This window comes from Anabaena sp. UHCC 0204 (assembly GCF_009711975.1).
Classification (GTDB): domain Bacteria; phylum Cyanobacteriota; class Cyanobacteriia; order Cyanobacteriales; family Nostocaceae; genus Dolichospermum.
In genome coordinates this window covers 1-18,852 of record NZ_VIKW01000041.1, presented here as the reverse complement: position 1 = coordinate 18,852, position 18,852 = coordinate 1, and the positions used below count along the sequence as shown (strand labels likewise).

At 37.6% G+C, this 18,852-nt stretch carries 16 protein-coding genes; 11 read left to right on the top strand and 5 right to left on the bottom strand.

From position 1 onward, the window contains the following. The first annotated feature begins 41 nt into the window (after positions 1–41). Entirely contained in the window at positions 42–911 is an 870-nt protein-coding gene (locus tag FJR04_RS22125; protein ID WP_168498856.1) for a PD-(D/E)XK nuclease family protein, read from the top strand. 90 nt (positions 912–1,001) lie between these two features. Next, a complete protein-coding gene (locus tag FJR04_RS22120) occupies positions 1,002–1,775 on the top strand; it encodes a Uma2 family endonuclease (RefSeq protein ID WP_168498855.1) in 774 nt (257 codons plus the stop codon). A 53-nt stretch (positions 1,776–1,828) separates the two neighbouring features. Here the strand turns inward: FJR04_RS22120 and FJR04_RS22115 are convergent, their stop codons facing one another. After that, a complete protein-coding gene (locus FJR04_RS22115) occupies positions 1,829–3,190 on the bottom strand; it encodes a hypothetical protein (RefSeq protein WP_168498853.1) in 1,362 nt (453 codons plus the stop codon). A gap of 733 nt (positions 3,191–3,923) precedes the next feature. Here FJR04_RS22115 and FJR04_RS22110 point away from each other — a divergent pair. Genes FJR04_RS22110 through FJR04_RS22100 form a run of 3 tightly spaced genes read left to right on the top strand, consistent with a single transcriptional unit; the run spans position 3,924 to position 6,812 of the window. Further along, the gene (locus tag FJR04_RS22110; protein ID WP_168498851.1) at positions 3,924–4,208 is read left to right on the top strand and encodes an HU family DNA-binding protein; all 285 of its coding nucleotides are present in this window, start codon (positions 3,924–3,926) and stop codon (positions 4,206–4,208) included. A 26-nt stretch (positions 4,209–4,234) separates the two neighbouring features. After that, entirely contained in the window at positions 4,235–5,308 is a 1,074-nt protein-coding gene (gene cobD / locus FJR04_RS22105) for a threonine-phosphate decarboxylase CobD (protein WP_168498849.1), read from the top strand. Positions 5,309–5,357: 49 nt separating this feature from the next. Continuing rightward, the gene (locus tag FJR04_RS22100) at positions 5,358–6,812 is read left to right on the top strand and encodes an NAD(P)/FAD-dependent oxidoreductase (RefSeq protein WP_168498847.1); all 1,455 of its coding nucleotides are present in this window, start codon (positions 5,358–5,360) and stop codon (positions 6,810–6,812) included. 136 nt (positions 6,813–6,948) lie between these two features. Here FJR04_RS22100 and FJR04_RS22095 read toward each other — a convergent pair whose 3' ends face one another. Further along, the gene (locus tag FJR04_RS22095) at positions 6,949–8,646 is read right to left on the bottom strand and encodes a DUF3685 domain-containing protein (protein WP_168498896.1); all 1,698 of its coding nucleotides are present in this window, start codon (positions 8,644–8,646) and stop codon (positions 6,949–6,951) included. A gap of 101 nt (positions 8,647–8,747) precedes the next feature. Between FJR04_RS22095 and FJR04_RS22090 the strand changes: the two genes are divergently transcribed. Next, positions 8,748–11,786, top strand: coding sequence for a pentapeptide repeat-containing protein (locus FJR04_RS22090; RefSeq protein ID WP_168498845.1), 3,039 nt, complete (start codon positions 8,748–8,750; stop codon positions 11,784–11,786). A gap of 167 nt (positions 11,787–11,953) precedes the next feature. Here FJR04_RS22090 and FJR04_RS22085 read toward each other — a convergent pair whose 3' ends face one another. After that, a complete protein-coding gene (locus FJR04_RS22085; protein WP_168498843.1) occupies positions 11,954–12,388 on the bottom strand; it encodes a Fur family transcriptional regulator in 435 nt (144 codons plus the stop codon). A 234-nt stretch (positions 12,389–12,622) separates the two neighbouring features. On the opposite strand from FJR04_RS22085, the gene FJR04_RS22080 reads away from it, so the two are divergent. Beyond that, the gene (locus tag FJR04_RS22080) at positions 12,623–13,111 is read left to right on the top strand and encodes a CRR6 family NdhI maturation factor (protein WP_168498841.1); all 489 of its coding nucleotides are present in this window, start codon (positions 12,623–12,625) and stop codon (positions 13,109–13,111) included. A gap of 292 nt (positions 13,112–13,403) precedes the next feature. On the opposite strand, the gene FJR04_RS22075 is transcribed toward FJR04_RS22080, so the two are convergent. Further along, complete coding sequence (locus tag FJR04_RS22075) at positions 13,404–14,345, bottom strand: glycosyltransferase family 9 protein (RefSeq protein ID WP_168498839.1); 942 nt, start codon at positions 14,343–14,345, stop codon at positions 13,404–13,406. Positions 14,346–14,465: 120 nt separating this feature from the next. Between FJR04_RS22075 and ispD the strand changes: the two genes are divergently transcribed. The 3 genes from ispD (at position 14,466) to FJR04_RS22060 (ending at position 16,331) form a co-directional block, all read left to right on the top strand. Next, positions 14,466–15,146 carry a 2-C-methyl-D-erythritol 4-phosphate cytidylyltransferase gene (gene ispD / locus FJR04_RS22070; RefSeq protein ID WP_168498837.1) on the top strand — a complete coding sequence of 227 codons (681 nt, stop codon included), beginning with the start codon at positions 14,466–14,468 and terminating at the stop codon, positions 15,144–15,146. A 149-nt stretch (positions 15,147–15,295) separates the two neighbouring features. After that, positions 15,296–15,838 carry an SMC-Scp complex subunit ScpB gene (gene scpB / locus FJR04_RS22065; protein WP_174763569.1) on the top strand — a complete coding sequence of 181 codons (543 nt, stop codon included), beginning with the start codon at positions 15,296–15,298 and terminating at the stop codon, positions 15,836–15,838. A gap of 148 nt (positions 15,839–15,986) precedes the next feature. Further along, positions 15,987–16,331: a DUF760 domain-containing protein gene (locus tag FJR04_RS22060; RefSeq protein WP_168498835.1), complete on the top strand. Its 345-nt coding sequence runs from the start codon at positions 15,987–15,989 to the stop codon at positions 16,329–16,331. A gap of 139 nt (positions 16,332–16,470) precedes the next feature. Here FJR04_RS22060 and FJR04_RS22055 read toward each other — a convergent pair whose 3' ends face one another. Continuing rightward, positions 16,471–17,673, bottom strand: a complete 1,203-nt coding sequence (locus tag FJR04_RS22055; protein ID WP_168498833.1) for an HhoA/HhoB/HtrA family serine endopeptidase — start codon at positions 17,671–17,673, stop codon at positions 16,471–16,473. Between the two features lie 257 nt (positions 17,674–17,930). Here FJR04_RS22055 and FJR04_RS22050 point away from each other — a divergent pair, with 257 nt between their 5' ends. Further along, positions 17,931–18,812, top strand: a complete 882-nt coding sequence (locus FJR04_RS22050; protein ID WP_168498831.1) for a M23 family metallopeptidase — start codon at positions 17,931–17,933, stop codon at positions 18,810–18,812. Positions 18,813–18,852: the final 40 nt, after the last annotated feature.

Below are 18,852 nucleotides of genomic sequence, written 5' to 3'. Positions count from 1 at the left end.
ACAAGTATCCCCAAGGTCATTTCTCTCACTCTACCTGAGCAATGTCAACCCCCGATAGACCCTTTGTTAGTTACCACCTTTGGTCTTTATTTGCCCCCACCAGGGGACAAGAACGTTGGCATTGTCAAATGAGAAGGGGATTTATTAAAGCCCGGCAACGAGAACCACAAGTTAAAGCTTTATTGGCAACAGCTACTCCACCCCAGCGGATTGGGATTCTTGCCCAAAAAGGTGTATATGAATTTCATCGTCATCTTCATTGGTTAACTCAGGTTGACGGTGTGGAAAAAGTTGCCCGGTTATTGGGATTAAGTCAGACTCATGAAACTGTTAAATATCGGGTCATGCAAATTTTAAGAAAATATCAAAATGCCCCTTTATTATTAGGTAAGCGGATTTTGGAGTTAACTTCAGGTGATGAAGGTTTTCCTAAACCTATCGTCATTGAAAAAAAAGATTATTGTTTTCGTTTATATGCAGCTATGGACTGTATATTTATTGAGTCTGATAGCACTTTACATATTTTAGATTTTAAAACTGGTAGATCGGCTTTTGATCACAGACAAGCATTTGTTTATTTACTGGCAGCCCGTTATCTTTATCCTGGTAAAACCGCAGTTGCCTCTTTTTATAATTTGGAAGTTGGCAAAAAATCGGAATTAATTACTATTAGTAATAGTGAATTTAAATCTTTAGAATCTGAGTTAGCAAAGATTGCCCATCAACATCAACAAGATTTGCAACAATATGAGGCTAAAAATAGCAACTTCAGTCAAATATTTCCCCCAAATCCCGGAAATCATTGCCGTTTTTGTGCTTTTAGTTCTATCTGTGAATTCGCTGATTTAAAACAACCAAAATCTTGTTCTATGCCTATTACAAAATCTCACTCTTCTCCCACATCTTCTTAAGATACCGGACTTCTCGAAAAAACTCCGGTATCTATCTCATATTTTTACAAAAATGATAAAATCAACAGAAGTCAACCAGAGGTAATCTAAATGGCAACCCAACTTAGTGAAACCAAATCATCAACAGAACTGGTAATCTCTTGGGAAGCTTTACCCGATGATTTTCAGTTAGAGGATGAACCAGTGGAAAATACAGGACAGCCTATTTTGGCTGGGGCATTACGGGAAAGTTTAGAAATTGCAGGTTTTATTCAACCACAAATGCTGATAGCTTCCAATTTCGGTCTTTGTGCCACAATTAATGAGCAATTTATCGCTAAAGCCCCAGATTGGTTATATATTCCTTCTGTGAAAGAGATTTTACCCCAAAGAAGAAGCTATACACCAATTCTCGAAGGTGATATCCCTGCGGTGGTAATGGAGTTTTTATCTCATACTGACGGGGGAGAATATTCTTTCAAGCGTACCTATCCACCAGGAAAATGGTTTTTTTACGAGCAAATTTTACAAGTTCCTGTTTATGTTATTTTTGATCCTGACGGTGGTTTATTAGAATTTTATCAACTGGAAAATGGCCGTTATGAATTAAAACAACCGGATGAAAATGGCCGTCATTGGATTGAATCAATGGGCTTATTTTTAGGAACTTGGCAAGGAACAAAAGAAGGTAGAACAGGCTATTGGTTAAGATGGTGGAATCAATCTGGTAATTTGTTACTTTGGGCTGTAGAACAGATTTCTGAAGAACGCCAACGGGCTGAAAAAGAACATCAAAGGGCTGAACAAGAACGTCAGGAAAAAGAACGGTTGATGGCCTATTTGCGATCGCAAGGGATTGATCCAACTAACTTAGAAAATAGATAATTTACATATGCCAATGGTGCGGGCATCTTAAGCCCGTCCTCAATACTTTATTTTTAGCAAAATTTCTTAAAGAAGGATAAATCAATGTTACCAAAATGTATACTAAAAGCAATATTTAATTGTTCCAAAGTTCCCACTAACCAGCCAATACTGCTGGTAGTTACTGTCTCATAGTGATTAAATAAAATTGAAAGTTTTCTTTCTAAATATGGTTTGACTTTATGGCAAATTAAGACAATTTTTAATAATAAACCCATTGTTGGTACTGTTCCTTGATTACTAATTAAATCTAAGAAAACAAAGTGTTGTGGTGATGATGGGTTATTGACAACTAAAAAGTTTAATAAATTACTGCAAGTTCTGACTAATAATAAATCATTAAGTTTTTGCTCATCTGCATGAGGCAAAATATTTTGTATATGGTTATATAGTTTCTGATTAAATTGTTTTTTTCCGTAGGAGTTATCTACAGAAGAGATAAGATATTCATATAAATCCCCTTTAAATTGGCGGAAATTCCGGCTTTGTCCACCATAGTTAATGAATTTTTGGGCTGACTCATGATATGTGTCCCCATGGTCAATTTTGCCAACAAAATGTTTTAAGGTGGTATATAGTTCACTATCGGTTAATAATGTAGGATTATTTACAGGGCGCAAAATCCGATTTGCTTCAGTAGGTGAAGTGTTTTTCAACATATGAATGCGACGGACTTTATAAGTTACATATTGTGATAAATCAATTTCAAACTTTTTTTGTACTTGTGACTGAAAATGTCGAACTGTTTCCTGTTGTTCAAAAGTAGAGTCTTCACTAATTAAACAATGTTCATATAAATAAGGATAACGACGGATTAATGTCATTAGCGGCTGATTATTTTGCTTCTGTGCTACCGCAGGAGATTGATTTACTACTTGAGTAAAACGTTGTAAAATTAAATATTGTTCGCTACTAACAAATAGCTTGACTAATTCACGAAGACGATTCAGTTCACGGGAACGTAGGTTATTGACTCTATAAGTAGCAGGTATAGCATTAAATAAACTGATTAAATCGGCAATTGCACTGTGCAATTGGGGTTTCATGTGCCAACGGTTGATGAGAATATGGCAACACCGATTGAGGAAAAACTTAAATTCTTCAGATGCGGTTTTCGAGCCAGTAATTTTGTCTAAAACGGCAATAATTTCTGGTTCAGGATAATTAGCTCTTTCAATAAATAGCGCCCGGAATCTATTTACCATTTGATCGGGAGATTCTTTCTGCACTAAGTGGAGAAAGTGTTGGTATATTAACTGTTCTTCGTGATAACAGCCGTGAGAATTATGGGCATAATCTAATCTACCGCCGATTATTGTCGTCGAAGGCGCTTGTGGCACTGTTTTCTCTGGGTCATAACCAATCCAATTACTCACTTTTCATTACCTGTAACCTGGTATCAATGTGTTTTTGTATATTCTTCAGGTTGGTCAACCGTAAAAACCCGATGTTTAGGAATATCTGATATTTATGATCTAGATCGTTGATCTATCTCTGTAGATATTTTACCATATCTCTGGGAAGTTACGGAGTTTCAGTAGTAAAGGGGAAATAAACTTTTACTACCACAATAGTAATTTTTTGATAAAGATAAATCGGTGATGACAGTCACTGATCAATGGTAATCATTGAGATTTGCTGTAAAATTGCTGCAAATGGTAGGTACATACTGAGAAGTTTTTAAACCTAATTTCTACTGAATTGCTGAGAGGGAAAAACCAAAACCGGTTTCGGCCAATATTGGGCTATGCGAATAGGGAAGAATTTGGTAGGCTGGGTGGGAAGTTGATCCACGTACTGACTTTAATCACCCAGTGCTTGGATTTGCTACCCAGTATTTCTGCTTAAAATAGTGTATTTTGATTACAATAAAGAGGTAAAAAAGATAAAAAATCCTGAAATCTATATAAATTAATAGTTTCATCTATCCACTTCGGGCTACAACGCCTTAGAATGATTCATTGAAAAGTCGAGTCAATGAGATTTACGGCGGTTTTGAGTGTAAATACTCTCAAGGAACGATTTTCGTATTTCTACAAACAGAGATTTACGTAAAGATGCTTCCATGGTGCATCTTTAAATAAATCTAGTAAACTTTAGGAGTTTGATATGAACAAAGGCGAATTAGTTGATGCAGTGGCTGAAAAGGCTAATGTTACCAAGAAACAGGCTGATCAAGTGTTGAGTGCTGCCATAGAAACCATTGTTGAGGCAGTTTCTTCCGGTGACAAGGTAACTTTGGTGGGATTTGGTTCTTTTGAATCACGGGAACGCAAAGCCCGTGAAGGCCGTAACCCCAAAACGAACGAAAAAATGGAAATTCCAGCGACTAGAGTTCCTGCTTTCTCGGCTGGGAAACTATTTAGAGAAAGAGTAGCACCCCCAAAAGAGTAAGTTCTGTTATAGGGAGACTTTTTTTGATGCCACAACAAGCACACGGGGGAAACTTGGCTTGGGCAGCAGCGCTGGCTGGCTGTTCCCCTGATGCTATTGTGGATTTTTCTGCTAGTATTAGCCCGTTGGGACCACCAAACAGCGTTATTGCTGCGATTTTATCCCAATTGGGTAGTCTGAGAAATTATCCTGACCCAGAGTATAGTGAATTGAGACTAGCTTTGGGTAACTTCCATCAAATACCTTCTGAATGGATTTTGCCGGGTAATGGTTCAGCCGAATTATTAACTTTGGCGGGTAGAGAATTAGGACAATTAGCGGCAACAGTTTTATTGACTCCGGCCTTTGGCGACTATTACCGCACTCTTGCGGCTAATAACGCTAAGGTGCTGGAGTTTCCTGTAGATTTGGGAGGAGGGAATGAGGATATTTGTCTGTTTCCAAGTTTCCATTTTCAGACTTCAGAATGTGGGTTACTACTGAATAATCCCCATAACCCAACGGGTAGGTTATTTGCACGGGAATCTGTTTTACCGTATTTAGAGAAGTTTGCTTTGGTGGTGGTAGATGAGGCGTTTATGGATTTTTTGCCACCTGATGAGGAAGAAAGCCTGATTTCGTTGGTGCAGGAATATGAGAATTTAGTGATTTTACGATCGCTCACTAAATTTTATAGTTTGCCAGGGCTAAGATTAGGATATGCGATCGCTCATCCCCACCGTCTAGCTACATGGAAATTATGGCGAGATCCCTGGCCTGTAAATACTTTAGCTGCTGGTGCAGCGATCGCCGCCCTCCAAGATACAGAATTTCAAAACCGCACTTGGAAATGGCTACCAGCCGCCAGAAATCAACTATATCAAGGTTTATCCTCAATTTCTGGATTACGCCCCCTTAAAGGCGCTGTTAACTACTTATTGATAGAATCGTCACAGTCTACATCCCAGTTACAACAAAACTTACTTCAGCAACACCAAATTTTAATTCGTGATTGTTTAAGCTTTAAAGAATTAGGCGATCGCTATTTCCGCGTCGCAATCCGTACAGAGTCCGATAACCAGCGTCTGTTAACAGCCATTATTAAAACAATTAAAAATTAAGAATTAAGAATTAAAAATTAAAAAACGGCCACTTCATCCCAACTGACCAATGACTAATGTTGACTATGATATCGTTATAATTGGTGGCAGTATTGCCGGATACCAAGCTGCTTTAACTGCTACTCAGCTAGGCGCTAAAGTTGCCTTAATTGTCGGTGCGGATTCTGCTCATCCCTACAATTTGCATCCTCAATATGTACTCAGCGAAATTAGTAAAATTACACAGCAATCTCGTAATTTAGTAAATCTAGAAATTCAGGAAAAAAATATTAATTTAAACACAGCATCTCCCAACTGGAAAAATGGATTAGTTTATGCAGATGCTGTTTCCAAAAATATTACTCAAATCAATTCTTTTGGCAATTTAGTTGCCCAAGGAGTTGATATTATTGTTGGTAATGGTCAATTTCAGTCTTCTCGCAAATTAAGTTTTACAATTAATAATCGTCGGTTATATAGTCGCACCTACTTACTCGCTAATGGTTCTCGTCCCTTAATTCCTAATATTAACGGATTAGAGACTATCGAATATCTAACTATAGCTAATATTTGGGAATATTTAGAAAGAACAGCATTACCTAAAAATTGGGTAATTCTTGGTGGTATTCCTCAAAGTATAGAAATTGCTCAAATTTTAGCTAAGTTTGGTTGTCATGTTACTTTAATTATTAAATACTCCAATATTCTTCCTAATCTTGATTCCGAAATATCTAAATTAATAATAGCACAATTAGAAGTTGATGGTGTGCGTGTTTTCACACAAACAACAATTACACAGGTAAGATATATAGAAAATAAAAAATGGGTTCAAGCAGGAAATAAAGCCATTGAAACTGATGAAATTTTGATTGCTACTGGACAACAGCCAAATTTAGAATACCTAAATTTACCAGCAGTAGGAGTAAAATGGTATCAACAGCGATTAGTAGTCAATGAAAAATTACAAACTACAAATCATCGTATTTACGCCTGTGGTGATGTCATAGGCGGTTATGATTTAATAAATCTGAGTAACTATGAAGCTAATATTGCTATCAAAAATGCCCTATTTTTCCCCAGACTGAAAGTTAATTATGAATGTGTTCCCTGGGGAATATATTTTCAGCCAATGGTAGCACAAGTTGGCTTGACAGAACAACAAGCAAAACTTCAATATCCTCTAAAGCAAATTTTAAGTTTCAAACAATATTTTAAAATAGCTACCGCTTCCCAAATTCACAGCGAAATTACAGGTATTTGTAAACTAGTAGTTTTAGAAAATGGGAAAATTTTAGGATGTTCTATCTTAGGAATAGAAGCAGCAGAATTAATTAATTTAATTGCTTTAGCAATATCGCAAAATATTAAGATTCAGAATTTAGCTAAATTATCGCCTATTTATCCCAGCTTTTCCGAAATTTTAATTCAAACTGCGCGAGAATGGAATAAAAACAGAATTCAGAAAAATCATACTTTACAAGAATTTTTAGCCAGTTTATTCAATGTTCTTCGTGATTGGAATTGATAAGGAAAAGGTACAGCAGGAGGAAGAAGGAAGAAAATGACCCAGTACCCAGTACCCAATCACCAATCACCAATCACCAATCACCAATTCCCAATTGTCAATTGTCAATTGTCAATTATCAATTATCAATTGTCAATTATTTATCCTTCCGTTGTCCCTTTTCCGCAAAAGAAACATTACCAAGTCCCTGTAAAATACCTCTTCCAACTAAACCTAAACCTTTTCCAACTACTTGAGTAAGCACAAAAACAATTCCAGTTCCTAAAAAGCCTAATAGTGATTGTAAACGTGGGGAAACAGCATCTCGAAATTCTAGAATTAACGTTACTCCTAATGGAATTCCAGAAAGTTTAGCTAATTCTTGGTTACGGGGTGCATAAATTGATATTTTAGCGATACCACGAGGTGTAAAAACAAATAATTCGTAGCGACTTTCAAAAATTGTTTGTGCTTCAGTTATATATTGAGATAATTGGTATTTCCAAGAGAGGTTATTTCTAAATTTTTCAATTTCTCTAGTAGATATCATTTGACGATTATAAAAATTTTGTTTAATGCTTTCTTCGTCTGCTAAATTATTTAACAATGGTTGAATCACGCAATTAGCTATGTGAATTATGAGATTTTCTAAAATTACTGATGCTTGAGATTGAGCCTCTTTGCTTCCTGCTGGGTAAGAAGTGTTATCAATATGTAAATCTTTCAATAATAGTAAATAAGATAATAATTCCCAAAACAAAGGAACTTTGCTGAGAAGTTGAGTTTTTGAATCTTTCGCTTTATCTAATAAGAATTTAACTATGTTTATTTCGCGTTTGTCTAAAATTAGATGGGAATAAGTTCCAAAAAAAGCTGTAATTGCAAATTCCCATAAATCCACAAGAATCTGATCTTTTAAATTAAATAATTGATTTTCATCAAACTTGAAAGCATGGATTTCTTCTAATTGTTGGGAAAATTTATGAATGATAATCTCCAGTAACTCTCGCTTTTTATATTCTCGAAGAATATCAATTTCCAAAGGTGTATTAGTGAGATTTTCCAAGGGAAATTGGAGTTTATTTATACATGATCTCAATAATTCAGATTGTAGTTGTTGATAGTTAACTAGAGGTGGTATGTTTATCAACGGTTGTGCATCTAATTTAACTATAGATTTAACTGATGATAATTGATTTTCAGGCGGTAAATTTTGTCTTTCCTGCGGTAATGTTAATAAGTGTTTCATTACCCAACGAGCCGATAAAAGTTCGCGCCGTTGTCCTGCTAAAATTGCTTTATTTAATAGTGTTATTCCCGGTAATTTTAATTGTTCTGTAACTTGATGAAGAGCATGATCAATATAATTAATTCCTGAATTTTGTAAGTTATTTCGCAACTTAGCAAATGGGAGAGGAGATGATAAAACAGAGGAAATTTCTGTCTCTGCGAACCAATAATAACCCCCATTCGCTACTGTTTGAATAATGGGGATTAATTGCGAAATTGATATACCTTTAGGACAATAGCCATTTATCCCTATCGCTTTTGCGGCTATGAGCAGTTCTGGTCGAGATAGGTTACTTAAGAGTAATATAGGTATGTGGGGGTATAAAGCTTTCAATTGGCTACAAAATTGCAGCCCTGTCTGTTTACTATCTAGTTCTAAAATGATTAATTTGATTTTTTGGGGATTTCCAGCCAGTATTTCTGCTAAAACCTGTAAAGCAGCGGTGTCTGTGGCTACATCGGCTACTACCTGTAAATTAGGAATAGCTTCCAATGTTACCTTTAGTCCTAAACGGAAGATGGGATCTGGGTCAATCAATAAGAATTGTAAAGGGCGATCGCTCATTAGTATGCTCAAATAGTTTCAATAGTTACCTGTTGTTTATTGATCAATGTGTCATAAATTGCATGATAATTTCGATATCCGACCATTTACTGTGTAATTAAATGAACTTGAGTATTAGACGTTGGTTAAAAGAGCGTCATCTTGCTATCAAACAGAACAAAGAATTGTCAACTGGTCAAATCGCGGCTATTGCTTATCGAATTGTGCAAGAGATAGAAGCCAAAGCTCTAACACCATTTGATATTTGTCCGTTGGCGGAGGTGTTTGTATTACCTCTCAGTATAGTGTGGGAAGACATACATCTTTTATCCCAGTTAACAGAAAGTATCTTGGATAGTCTCAGCCAAAAAAAGGCTTTAAGACGAAACGAGGGAACATGGTTAGCATTCCAAATTGCCTATCTTCAGGCTTTACAACAGATTCTACTTCAGGAAGTTAGTCTCAAAAGACAATGGTTGGATAGAGCTATCATTCCTATAGCCCCAATACATGAAGAAGTAGAAGAACTTACCCTTTCCGATAGCAAATTAGAAGAACTGCTCAAAAATCTTCGCCCTGGTAAACTCACGGATAAACAAGCCGAACAAGCACTGGCTTTAGTAGCCGACTCTTTGCTAGTTCAACAAATGAATGGGGCGACAGTGGCTTGGTTAATTGCTAACGGTGCGGAAGAACCAGAAGCCAAACTGTTAACAAAGCGTTTGCTTTACTCACTTCCAGGTGATTTACTCATAGTTATTACTAATAATGCAGCCTCCTTAGCCCAACTACAAAAGTTTGTCCGTTTGGGTAATTTATTACCCCCAAATACTATTAACTCACAAATTGAATTATCAGGTATAGTTAATTTCCCTACGGTCGCTGACAAAATTGATTTATACAGAGAATATTACCGAGCCAGTATTCTGCAAAATCGTAGTATACCTTTATTCATGGAATCCTTTGCTCTCAAGGATATATTTGTTCCGCTGACGGGTGTGCTAGTTGAAGAAAGTAATGTTGATACTCAGGAGGAAAAAGAAGTTGTAACTTTAGATCTAATGACTTGGTGTCAACAACAATTGGATGATTTAACAACTATGACAATTATTCAATCAGAATCTGGTTATGGGAAAAGCACTTTTTGTCAAACTTTGGCAGCACGAATAGCTCAGGAACATTACCCCAATTGGATGCCAATATTGATTCAGTTGCGGGATATAAATTATGGTCAAACTTTAGTAGAAACGCTTAATTCTGCTTTTAGTTTACATGAAAAAATTAATCTATCTACTTGGCTAGAAAAGGATTATCCCCGCTGTTTGTTAATTTTAGATGGTTGGGATGAATTATTTTCTCATGGGCAAACAAATCGAGCTAAAACAATTTTTATTGATCAGTTGATTAAATTTCAATCACTGGCAAAACACAAGATTATATTAACAAATTGTAGCAAAAGCTTGACAGAAATTCCTCCCCAATTCTTACAAATATCAAAAATAATTACAATTCAGCCGTTGGATGTAGATGAACTCAGACAATGGTTTCAACATTGGTCAATAGTCCAGTCTTTATCTGTTGCCCAAAACTTTTTTACATTCTTAAAAAAAGCTGGTGTATTTGCTAAACCATCGAATTTACCAGGATTATCTAGTTTTGTTCGTCAACCGCTAATGTTATATTTATTGGCGATTTTACACCGTGATGGCTTACTAGATCATGAACTATTAGAATTATCAATTGGTAACGAACAGGGGAATTATGCGCCTTTATTGTGGGCAATTTATCAGCGTTTAAATTGCTGGTTTTTAGGGTATCCGCAACCAGATGGCATTAAAACTATGTTATTACGGGCAGGTACTAGTCATATTCATCGAACACCGACAGCGATCGCTAATTTGCTTGGAGATCGTCATCCCCAAGATTTACTCAATCAAATGCAAGATATCGCTTTAAAGATTCTCCAGAGCGATCGCCATCAAGTCCATTTTTCCCCAGCATCAATTAACCAAAATCTCCCAGCTTTTTATTTTCGTTCTAGTCTAATTACCAAACACAAAGAACCACAAATTAGAATCGAATTCTCTCACCCCAAACTAGGAGAATATCTCTATATTCAAGCTATAGTTTGCCAACTACAAGAACTTACCCAACAACAAGAGGATAATTATGGAAAAATTACCTTTATCCTCGAATCAACCACAAGTTTACCCCAAAAAATTTATCAACTACTTGGTTATGGTATCCTGACAGAAGATATAGAAAAATTGCTACTGGAAGGATTAAGAAAACAGCAAAAAAATAACTTTTCTTTAGCAATCTTGTATCAACGCTTAGAAGATTTTTGGCGTGATTACTGTCAAGGTCGTTGGCTAAATGAAGGTATAGCCCATCAAGCTTGGAACTATTTACAAACTCTCAATAACCCTCTGAATGTTGAACAAATAAATGCTGCTGTGGGATTGAATATCTTTTTACTTCTCTGTAGTATTTCTCAGGAAATAAAAACCATCTTTTATCCTTGTGGAAACCCCAGTAATTTAAGAGAATTCTATCCCAATGCCCTCATAGAATTAATGAATCGGATCGCAATTTTACATAAAAATGCCTTTTCATCTCGTCTCTTGAGCAAATCCTTAGCAGGTATCAATCTCTCAGAAGCGTCATTATCACAAGTTATGTGGAATGATGCCAATCTTCAAGGAATTAATTTATCCGATACAGACTTAACTGGTGCAAATTTAGTCAATACCAACCTACAACAGGCTAACTTACAAGGGGCTAATCTCACAGGAGCAAACCTCACAGGTGCGAATCTCCAGCGAGTCAGCTTCACAGGAGCAAACCTGACTAAGGCTAACCTCACTAACGCCAATTTGACAGGAGTAAATCTTAACTCCGTCAATCTCACTCAAACTCTGTTATTTGGGGCTATTTTAGATAATGCTGATAAAGAATTTGCCGCCCTCAACGGTGCTTTATTCTCCCCAAATGACATTACCTCTACAATTGATTTACCGCCAAATGAACCACCCGCTCATCCTGACAATATTAGTAGTAATAATGACACAAGTATTTGGGAATCTCATAACCCCATAGATTCAGTCATTCAAATGGCAGAAGGCATCCCCATTTTACCAACCGACTTTATGGAACTTTGAATTAAGGCTGTAGGGGCGCAGGGCCTGCGCCCATTCAGGAGTCAGGAGTCAGGAGGGCAGGGGAGCAGAGGAGTAGAGGAGCAGAGGAGTAGAGGAGTAGGGAAAACTTCTTAACAACAGACAACGGACAACTGACAACTGACAACTGACAAATCACCAATCACCAATCACTCACTGTGTCCATAAAAGTTGATAGTATATTCAGAAATCTTGACTCCTGTTTGTGCCTCTACTTGACGTAGCAACTCATCGGGTAATTCTATATGTATATCTATAATTTTATTTGTATCTATGCAGTTCACATGACTATGGGAATCACTAATATTTCCGTATAATCGCCCATCACAATGTTCAATACATTCTATGATACCTTGTCTAGATAAAGCTTCTAAGTTTTGATATACAGAAGTATGTCCAATTCCCTTACCTTCTTGATTAAGATGATCATAAATCTCTCTGGCTGAAAGATGTTCCTTACTTTGCCAAAGTAATTCTAAAACAAAGCGACGTTGACGGCTAACACGCATTCCTAACATTTGACACCGATCTAAAGCATCTTCTAAGGAACGAATAGGTTTAGGAGAACTCGCTTGTTTATACATATTTCAATTGATGAACTCTAGGAATTTGTAAAAAATCAATTCAAAATATACCTATGGCTGACGGAAAAAGTCTTTCCGTACTCCTGACTCCTGCTGTAACACAGTTTTAATCTAAAACAAACTCATTACAACTTTAGCTTAAAATTCTGATAAGTGTACATCAAAAGTGGATGAAAAGCTGCTAATGTTGATTTTCATCACTGTTGAGTAAGTAAGAAAGTAGATATTTAGTCCATGACAATCACAATCACCCTCAACAACGACTCTATTTATAATTTGGATTTGTCACCTGCATTAATGGTGATTGAACCACTGTTGCAAACGGGAAGTATTTCCTCCCACGAACAGCAACTGCATTTGGAAATTAACTATGAACGAGAAGCAAATGATCCACGGGAACTATCAGAAATTCCAGAGGTAAGACTTTGGTTCGTGCGTCTTGATGCTAAGTATCCCTGGTTGCCATTTTTACTAGACTGGAAAGCAGGAGAATTAGCTCGTTATGCAGCTATGTTAGTCCCTCATCAGTTTAGTGCTAAAGAAGGTATCCAATACAACCCCGAAGCTTTAGAAATATTTTTGATGCACAAAATCTTTATTTTAAGTGATTGGTTGCATAAACAAGATATTGCTAGTCCATCTAGACTAAAATCTTTAGCACAACTTCTGGGTTATGAATTAGATGATGCTTTTTTTGAAATGATTGAAAAAGGTAATTTCTAAGTAGGTGGGCGTTAAAAATTGTCGTTGGGGCAAGGGAACAGGAAACAGGGAACAGGGAACAGGGAACAGGGAACAGGAAGAAAGTTTTGAGCGATTTTACTTTTCTTCACATACCTTTAAATTTTTCTGTTCACCTACTTAGAGGCAATATGCAGACAGAGGAGAAAGATTAACATTTTTTCTCCACAATCAAACAGATGCAAGTTAAAGATCCCAGAGCTTGCTTCTGAAAGTTCTTTGATGATTTTGGATTTTGAATCTAAAAATAAAATCCAAAATCCAAAATTCATATTCATCCACCCCAGATTTTTTCTAATACTGTTTGTGGGGAAATATCTGTGATTTTTCCAGTAGGCGAAGTGACAGCTAAGACTTTCTCACTTGTGGGTAATAATTTCTCAGCCTCAGTAGAATTGAGTAAGACGATTGTATATGTTTCTACGGCTATAGCCAGTTGGAGGAGGTTATTTTCTACAGACAACATTAAACTAGCACCACCAATTATGGCAGTTAATTTACCAATATCATCTGGGGAAGTGACTTTAAGATTGTGACAACATTCCAGGAGCGATCGCACAAAAACCTCATTATTGGCTTCTTTAATGACAACAACAGGTAAATCTGGCTGTTTTTGTTGACAAGCTTCAATAATTTGTTGCCAACTTTCTACTGTATAAGTTGTCTCTAAAGTAGTTCCACCACCATTAATGAGAATAAAACCTGTTTCGTTTACTCCTAAGCGTTTTTGTTCTGCTTGCGCCCATTCAATATCTACTTTAGGCACATTGACTGATAATGCTGGACAAGGAGTATCAATCTTTAAGGGCTTTAGTAAATCATGGTAAGTTTTCGCTACATATTGGGATAGTTTCGCTGTAATTGAGTTAGTGAGGAAAACTGCACCTTGGCCTTGGTAGCCAATACGAGTCGGGATTCCTGTTAACCACATTAGTAAACCAATTAACCAACTTTGTCCGACAATAATAGCCACATCATACTCGCGATCGCGGATCATGCCGACTAAGTTACCCCAATCAGCGAGACTATTACGATCTTTGTAATCAAAGGTTAATACATCATGAACGGACTTACTAATCTTGTAAGCTGCCTTTGACTGGGGTTCTACAATGACATCAATCTGCGCGTGGGGATAATAACGCTTGAGATCATCAAGAGTAGCAAAAAACAGAATTTGGTTATCAATTGAGCCAGGTACAAGGGCTACTACACGCATAATATTTATTGACGCTTATCGTTCTATATTTTAGGAGAATATAGGAATTCAGAAGTTCACAAGTTCAGGAGTTTTTGAACTTTGAATTTATTATCCTTTAGTTAAAGATTAGGAAAAGTTGTGCATCTACTAATTCCCGCAGCCGGAAGCGGCAAAAGAATGGGGGCTGACCGTAATAAACTTTTATTACAGGTACATTCAAAACCTTTGATTGCTTGGACTTTGTTAGCAGTGGAAGCTGCAAGTTCTATTAATTGGATAGGAATTGTTTCTCAACCTCCCGATTGGGACGACTTTAAGTCCATTATCGCTGACTTAAAGCTGAAAAAAACAATAGAATTAATTCCTGGCGGTTCTACTCGTCAGGAGTCAGTATATAATGGTTTACAGGCATTACCAGCTAATGCAAAACAAGTATTGATTCATGACGGCGCTCGTTGTTTGGCAACACCAGATTTATTTAATGCTTGTTCGGAAAGAATTTTTAATTGTTCTGGTTTAATTGCGGCTGTACCTGTTAAAGATACAATTAAAGTTGTTGATGAAAATGACATCATTAAAAGTACACCAGATCGTCAGCAGCTTTGGGCAGCCCAAACTCCCCAAGGGTTTGATGTAAAATTGTTAAAACAGTGTCATGCTGAAGGTGTGCGTCAAGGGTGGGAAGTGACTGATGATGCGGCTTTATTTGAAAAATGCGGTATTGAAGTGAAAATAGTTCCAGGAGAGGAGACTAATTTAAAAATTACCACTCCTCAAGATTTAGCGATCGCCGAATTTATACTTAGTTATAGATCATAGGTAGGGGAGCAGGGGAGCAGGGGAGTAGGGGAGCAGGGGAGCAGGGGAGCAGGGGAGCAGAGGAGCAGGGAGTAAGGGGGAAGAATTTTTTTAGTTAATAATTTACAATCTAAAATCCAAAATCTAAAATCTAAAATCCAAAATACTGAATGGCCAAGAATATCCCTATAGCTACGAAAATAGAAGCGATTCTTTATTTAAAAGGAAAACCGTTATCCGTCAGTGAAATTGCTGAATATGCGGCGTGCGATCGCTTGACAGCAGAAGAAGGAATTATTGAACTGATTGAGAATTATGCCCGTCGAGATACAGCTTTAGAAGTTGTAGAAACTGACAATGGTTATAGTTTACAACTGCGTTCAGAATTCCATGATTTAGTGCAAGCTTTGATACCCGTAGAATTTGGTGTAGGGGCTTTGCGGACATTAGCAGCGATCGCTCTCCATAATCCCATATTGCAAAGCGAATTGATTAACCTCCGGGGTTCTGGTGCTTATCAGCACGTTCAAGAATTAGTAGAGTCAGGTTTTGTTCGCAAACGCCGAGATAATGACTCTCGCTCTTTTGCTCTGCAAATAACACCAAAATTTCATCAGTATTTTCAAATCGAACAACTTCCCCAAATTTTGACCACTCAAAATAAAGAACAACAATTAGAACTAGAGTTAGAAGCACCAGAAGTCACCAATTAAAGATTAAATTCCTATTCCCTATTCCCTGCGATGCACTGAGCTTGTCGAAGTGTTCCCTGTTCCCTTTTCCCTATTCTCTGTAGAAAATGCGCTACTCTAGTAATATGGTTTAGAGTAGAATTAGCAATTAAGCTAATATAAATCGCCAATGGTGTTTGATCCTGATTTTTTGCATGACGACTCTGAGCAACACCCTAATCAACTTCTGAATGATCACTTTGGGGAAAACCCAAATCAGTTACTTAAATATTTACAGCATCAATCCCCTGAAGTTTTAGCCCGTGTCGCCCAATCCGTCAGCCCCGAAATTAAACAAATCATTTCCCAGAATGTCCAAGGACTCGTGGGGATGATGCCGGCAGAGCATTTTAACGTACAAATTACCACAGACCGGGATAATCTAGCGGGGCTACTGGCATCGGCAATGATGACGGGTTATTTTCTCCGCCAAATGGAACAAAGGATGCAATTGGAACACTTATCTAATCAATAGTTAAGAGTACAGATGTGATTAATCATAGCTGTAGTTTTAGTGTTCCCCGTTCCCTGCGATGCACTGAGCTTGTCGATAGCGTAGCGTGGCGTAAGCCATAGTGTTCCCCGTTCCCCCGTTCCCCGTTCCCCGTTCCCTACTATCGAGGATAAGTTCCTGAACGGACTTTAAAGACTTGAGTTTTCCCCTTGCGGTTGACTTCTATTACAAGAATGTCCCCAACGGTACTAGATTCAACTATCTTCTGAACTTGAGCAGTAATTTTGATTTGTTTACCATTAATTTTGTGAATGATATCACCAGGAAGCAGTCCCCCTGTCTGTGCTGGTGACTTTTCCATGACTTTCCTGATCACAATACCCACATCTGGCTGAATATTCAGTTGATCTTCTTCTTGAAGTCGCTGTTTTGTTGTTGCGGAAATGTCCACCATCTCAATTCCTAAAAATGGGTGAGCAACTTCTCCTGTAGTAAATAGTTCATTAGCGACACGAAAAGCGGTTTCAATGGGGATAGCAAAACCGAGTCCTTGAGCGTCAGCACGGATAGCAGTATTCACGCCGATAACTTGTCCTTGAGCATTTAAAAGCGGTCCGCCAGAATTACCAGGATTAATTGCTGCGTCTGTTTGAATAAAACTCACCCGCTTATTAGGAACACCGACTTGGACACTGGTTCGGTCTGTGGCGCTGATAATACCAATAGTGACAGTATTATCTAAACCCAAAGGATTGCCAATAGCGATCGCCCATTGTCCAGGAATTAAATTTTGAGAATTACCTAACGTGACTGTCGGTAATTTATTAGCAGAAATTTTGACTGCGGCTATATCTGTAACCGTATCAACTCCTACCACCTTCCCCTCAAAAGTCCGTCCATCTTTGAGGGTAACTTGTACCGTGTCCGTATCGGCAACTACATGAGCATTAGTCAGTAACTTACCATCTTCACTAAGAATAAATCCTGAACCTGTCCCCCGCTCAATTTTTTGTGAAGGTGCTGGTTGTTCATAATCTTTGAAAAACGGATGCAACAAGGGATTTTTTAAAACTTCAGAAAATGGATTTGATACTTTCCGAATTGCATTAATTCGCACAACCGCAGGTCCAGTTTTACCCACAGCAGTAGCGATAAAATTCACATTATCACTCCCAGGAGAATTAAGCATTCCATTTACTGGCTCAGAAACTATAGAGTCAGTAGGTAAAGATACTGTAATATTTTTTAACTGTTGAAACGAAAGATTGTGTAACCAAAAATATCGCCCCGCAAATACACCACCACCACCGCCAATTGCTATCAAACACAGATAAACAGCCAGTTGCTTCCAGGAGACCTTCATAATATTTAAGAATAATTGCACTCAAAGACAGCTTTTCATTATGTCTTTAGTGTAGTCAAACAAACGTTCAGTGAAAAGATTACTTTACATATAAATATAAGAAATTTGTCAGCATATTCGGGGATCACATCTAGTTATCAGATTTCATCATGAATTTATCTAATATCAGTAGTAGAAAGATGGAGGAAAAATTTTTATCCTAGCTTTACGAATCCCCAACTAAAATCTAAAAATTAGCGATTTCTGGACTTATTCACATGAAATTTTCCCATCGTTCACTTTGTTTTCTGAGCTTATTTAGCACTTTGGGGTTATTAACCACATTGCCACAACCACAAAGCGTTAATGCTAGTCTAGGTAGTTGTCCCATTCCCGTTTTAGCTCGAATTCAACGCTATCAAGTCAACCGTGGTGAAACTTTAGCAGCTATAGCCAATCGCTATAACTTAGCACCAGAGACAATTATCGGTATGAATCCATCCATCAGGAATGGGCTAATAAACGCAGGAACAGAACTACAAATTCCCCCTTTCAATGGGATTGTTGTCGAAGTCCCCCCCAATCAAACTTGGCGACAAATAGCATCCAAGTATAAAGTTCGTCCAGATACAGTATTTGAAATTAATGGTTGTCAGACAAACCCAAAATTTGTCTTTTTACCCATACTTCCCGGAGTAGCTACCACTCCTCGAATAATTGCCAAATCCCCCACACCTAGTAACTCTACAGGAAACATCACTGGTTATCCTTTACCAAATGGAGCAGATGCAGGATTAGCCTATGGTTGGCAAATTCACCCCATTACAGGGGATGTTTTTTTTCATAGTGGCATAGATTTATTAGCACCAGTAGGTACTTCCGTCGAAGCGATCGCTCCTGGAATCATCGTTTTTGCCAAAGAACAGGGTAGTTATGGCAAATTAGTCATTATTAACCATGCAGATGGCTTACAAAGCCGTTACGCCCAACTAGACAGCATCAAAGTTAATCTCGGTCAAACAGTCAATAAAGGCGATATTTTAGGAACAGTTGGAACAACAGGACAACCAACCTCAACCCAACCTCATCTTCATTTTGAAATGCGTTTTAACGGTTCTCTCGGTTGGGAAGCAAAAGATCCCAAAGGGTTTTTGAAGTAAGAACGTAGGGGCGCAGGGCCTGCGCCCAGTCAGGAATCTA

Bases quoted from the DNA above. Each gene is read 5' to 3' on its own strand.
- FJR04_RS22125 (WP_168498856.1), top strand. From the start codon at position 42: ATGTCAACCCCCGATAGACCCTTTGTTAGTTACCACCTTTGGTCTTTA.
- FJR04_RS22120 (WP_168498855.1), top strand. From the start codon at position 1,002: ATGGCAACCCAACTTAGTGAAACCAAATCATCAACAGAACTGGTAATC.
- FJR04_RS22110 (WP_168498851.1), top strand. From the start codon at position 3,924: ATGAACAAAGGCGAATTAGTTGATGCAGTGGCTGAAAAGGCTAATGTT.
- cobD (WP_168498849.1), top strand. From the start codon at position 4,235: ATGCCACAACAAGCACACGGGGGAAACTTGGCTTGGGCAGCAGCGCTG.
- FJR04_RS22100 (WP_168498847.1), top strand. From the start codon at position 5,358: ATGACTAATGTTGACTATGATATCGTTATAATTGGTGGCAGTATTGCC.
- FJR04_RS22095 (WP_168498896.1), bottom strand. From the start codon at position 8,646: ATGAGCGATCGCCCTTTACAATTCTTATTGATTGACCCAGATCCCATC.
- FJR04_RS22090 (WP_168498845.1), top strand. From the start codon at position 8,748: ATGAACTTGAGTATTAGACGTTGGTTAAAAGAGCGTCATCTTGCTATC.
- FJR04_RS22085 (WP_168498843.1), bottom strand. From the start codon at position 12,388: ATGTATAAACAAGCGAGTTCTCCTAAACCTATTCGTTCCTTAGAAGAT.
- FJR04_RS22080 (WP_168498841.1), top strand. From the start codon at position 12,623: ATGACAATCACAATCACCCTCAACAACGACTCTATTTATAATTTGGAT.
- FJR04_RS22075 (WP_168498839.1), bottom strand. From the start codon at position 14,345: ATGCGTGTAGTAGCCCTTGTACCTGGCTCAATTGATAACCAAATTCTG.
- scpB (WP_174763569.1), top strand. From the start codon at position 15,296: ATGGCCAAGAATATCCCTATAGCTACGAAAATAGAAGCGATTCTTTAT.
- FJR04_RS22060 (WP_168498835.1), top strand. From the start codon at position 15,987: ATGGTGTTTGATCCTGATTTTTTGCATGACGACTCTGAGCAACACCCT.
- FJR04_RS22055 (WP_168498833.1), bottom strand. From the start codon at position 17,673: ATGAAGGTCTCCTGGAAGCAACTGGCTGTTTATCTGTGTTTGATAGCA.
- FJR04_RS22050 (WP_168498831.1), top strand. From the start codon at position 17,931: ATGAAATTTTCCCATCGTTCACTTTGTTTTCTGAGCTTATTTAGCACT.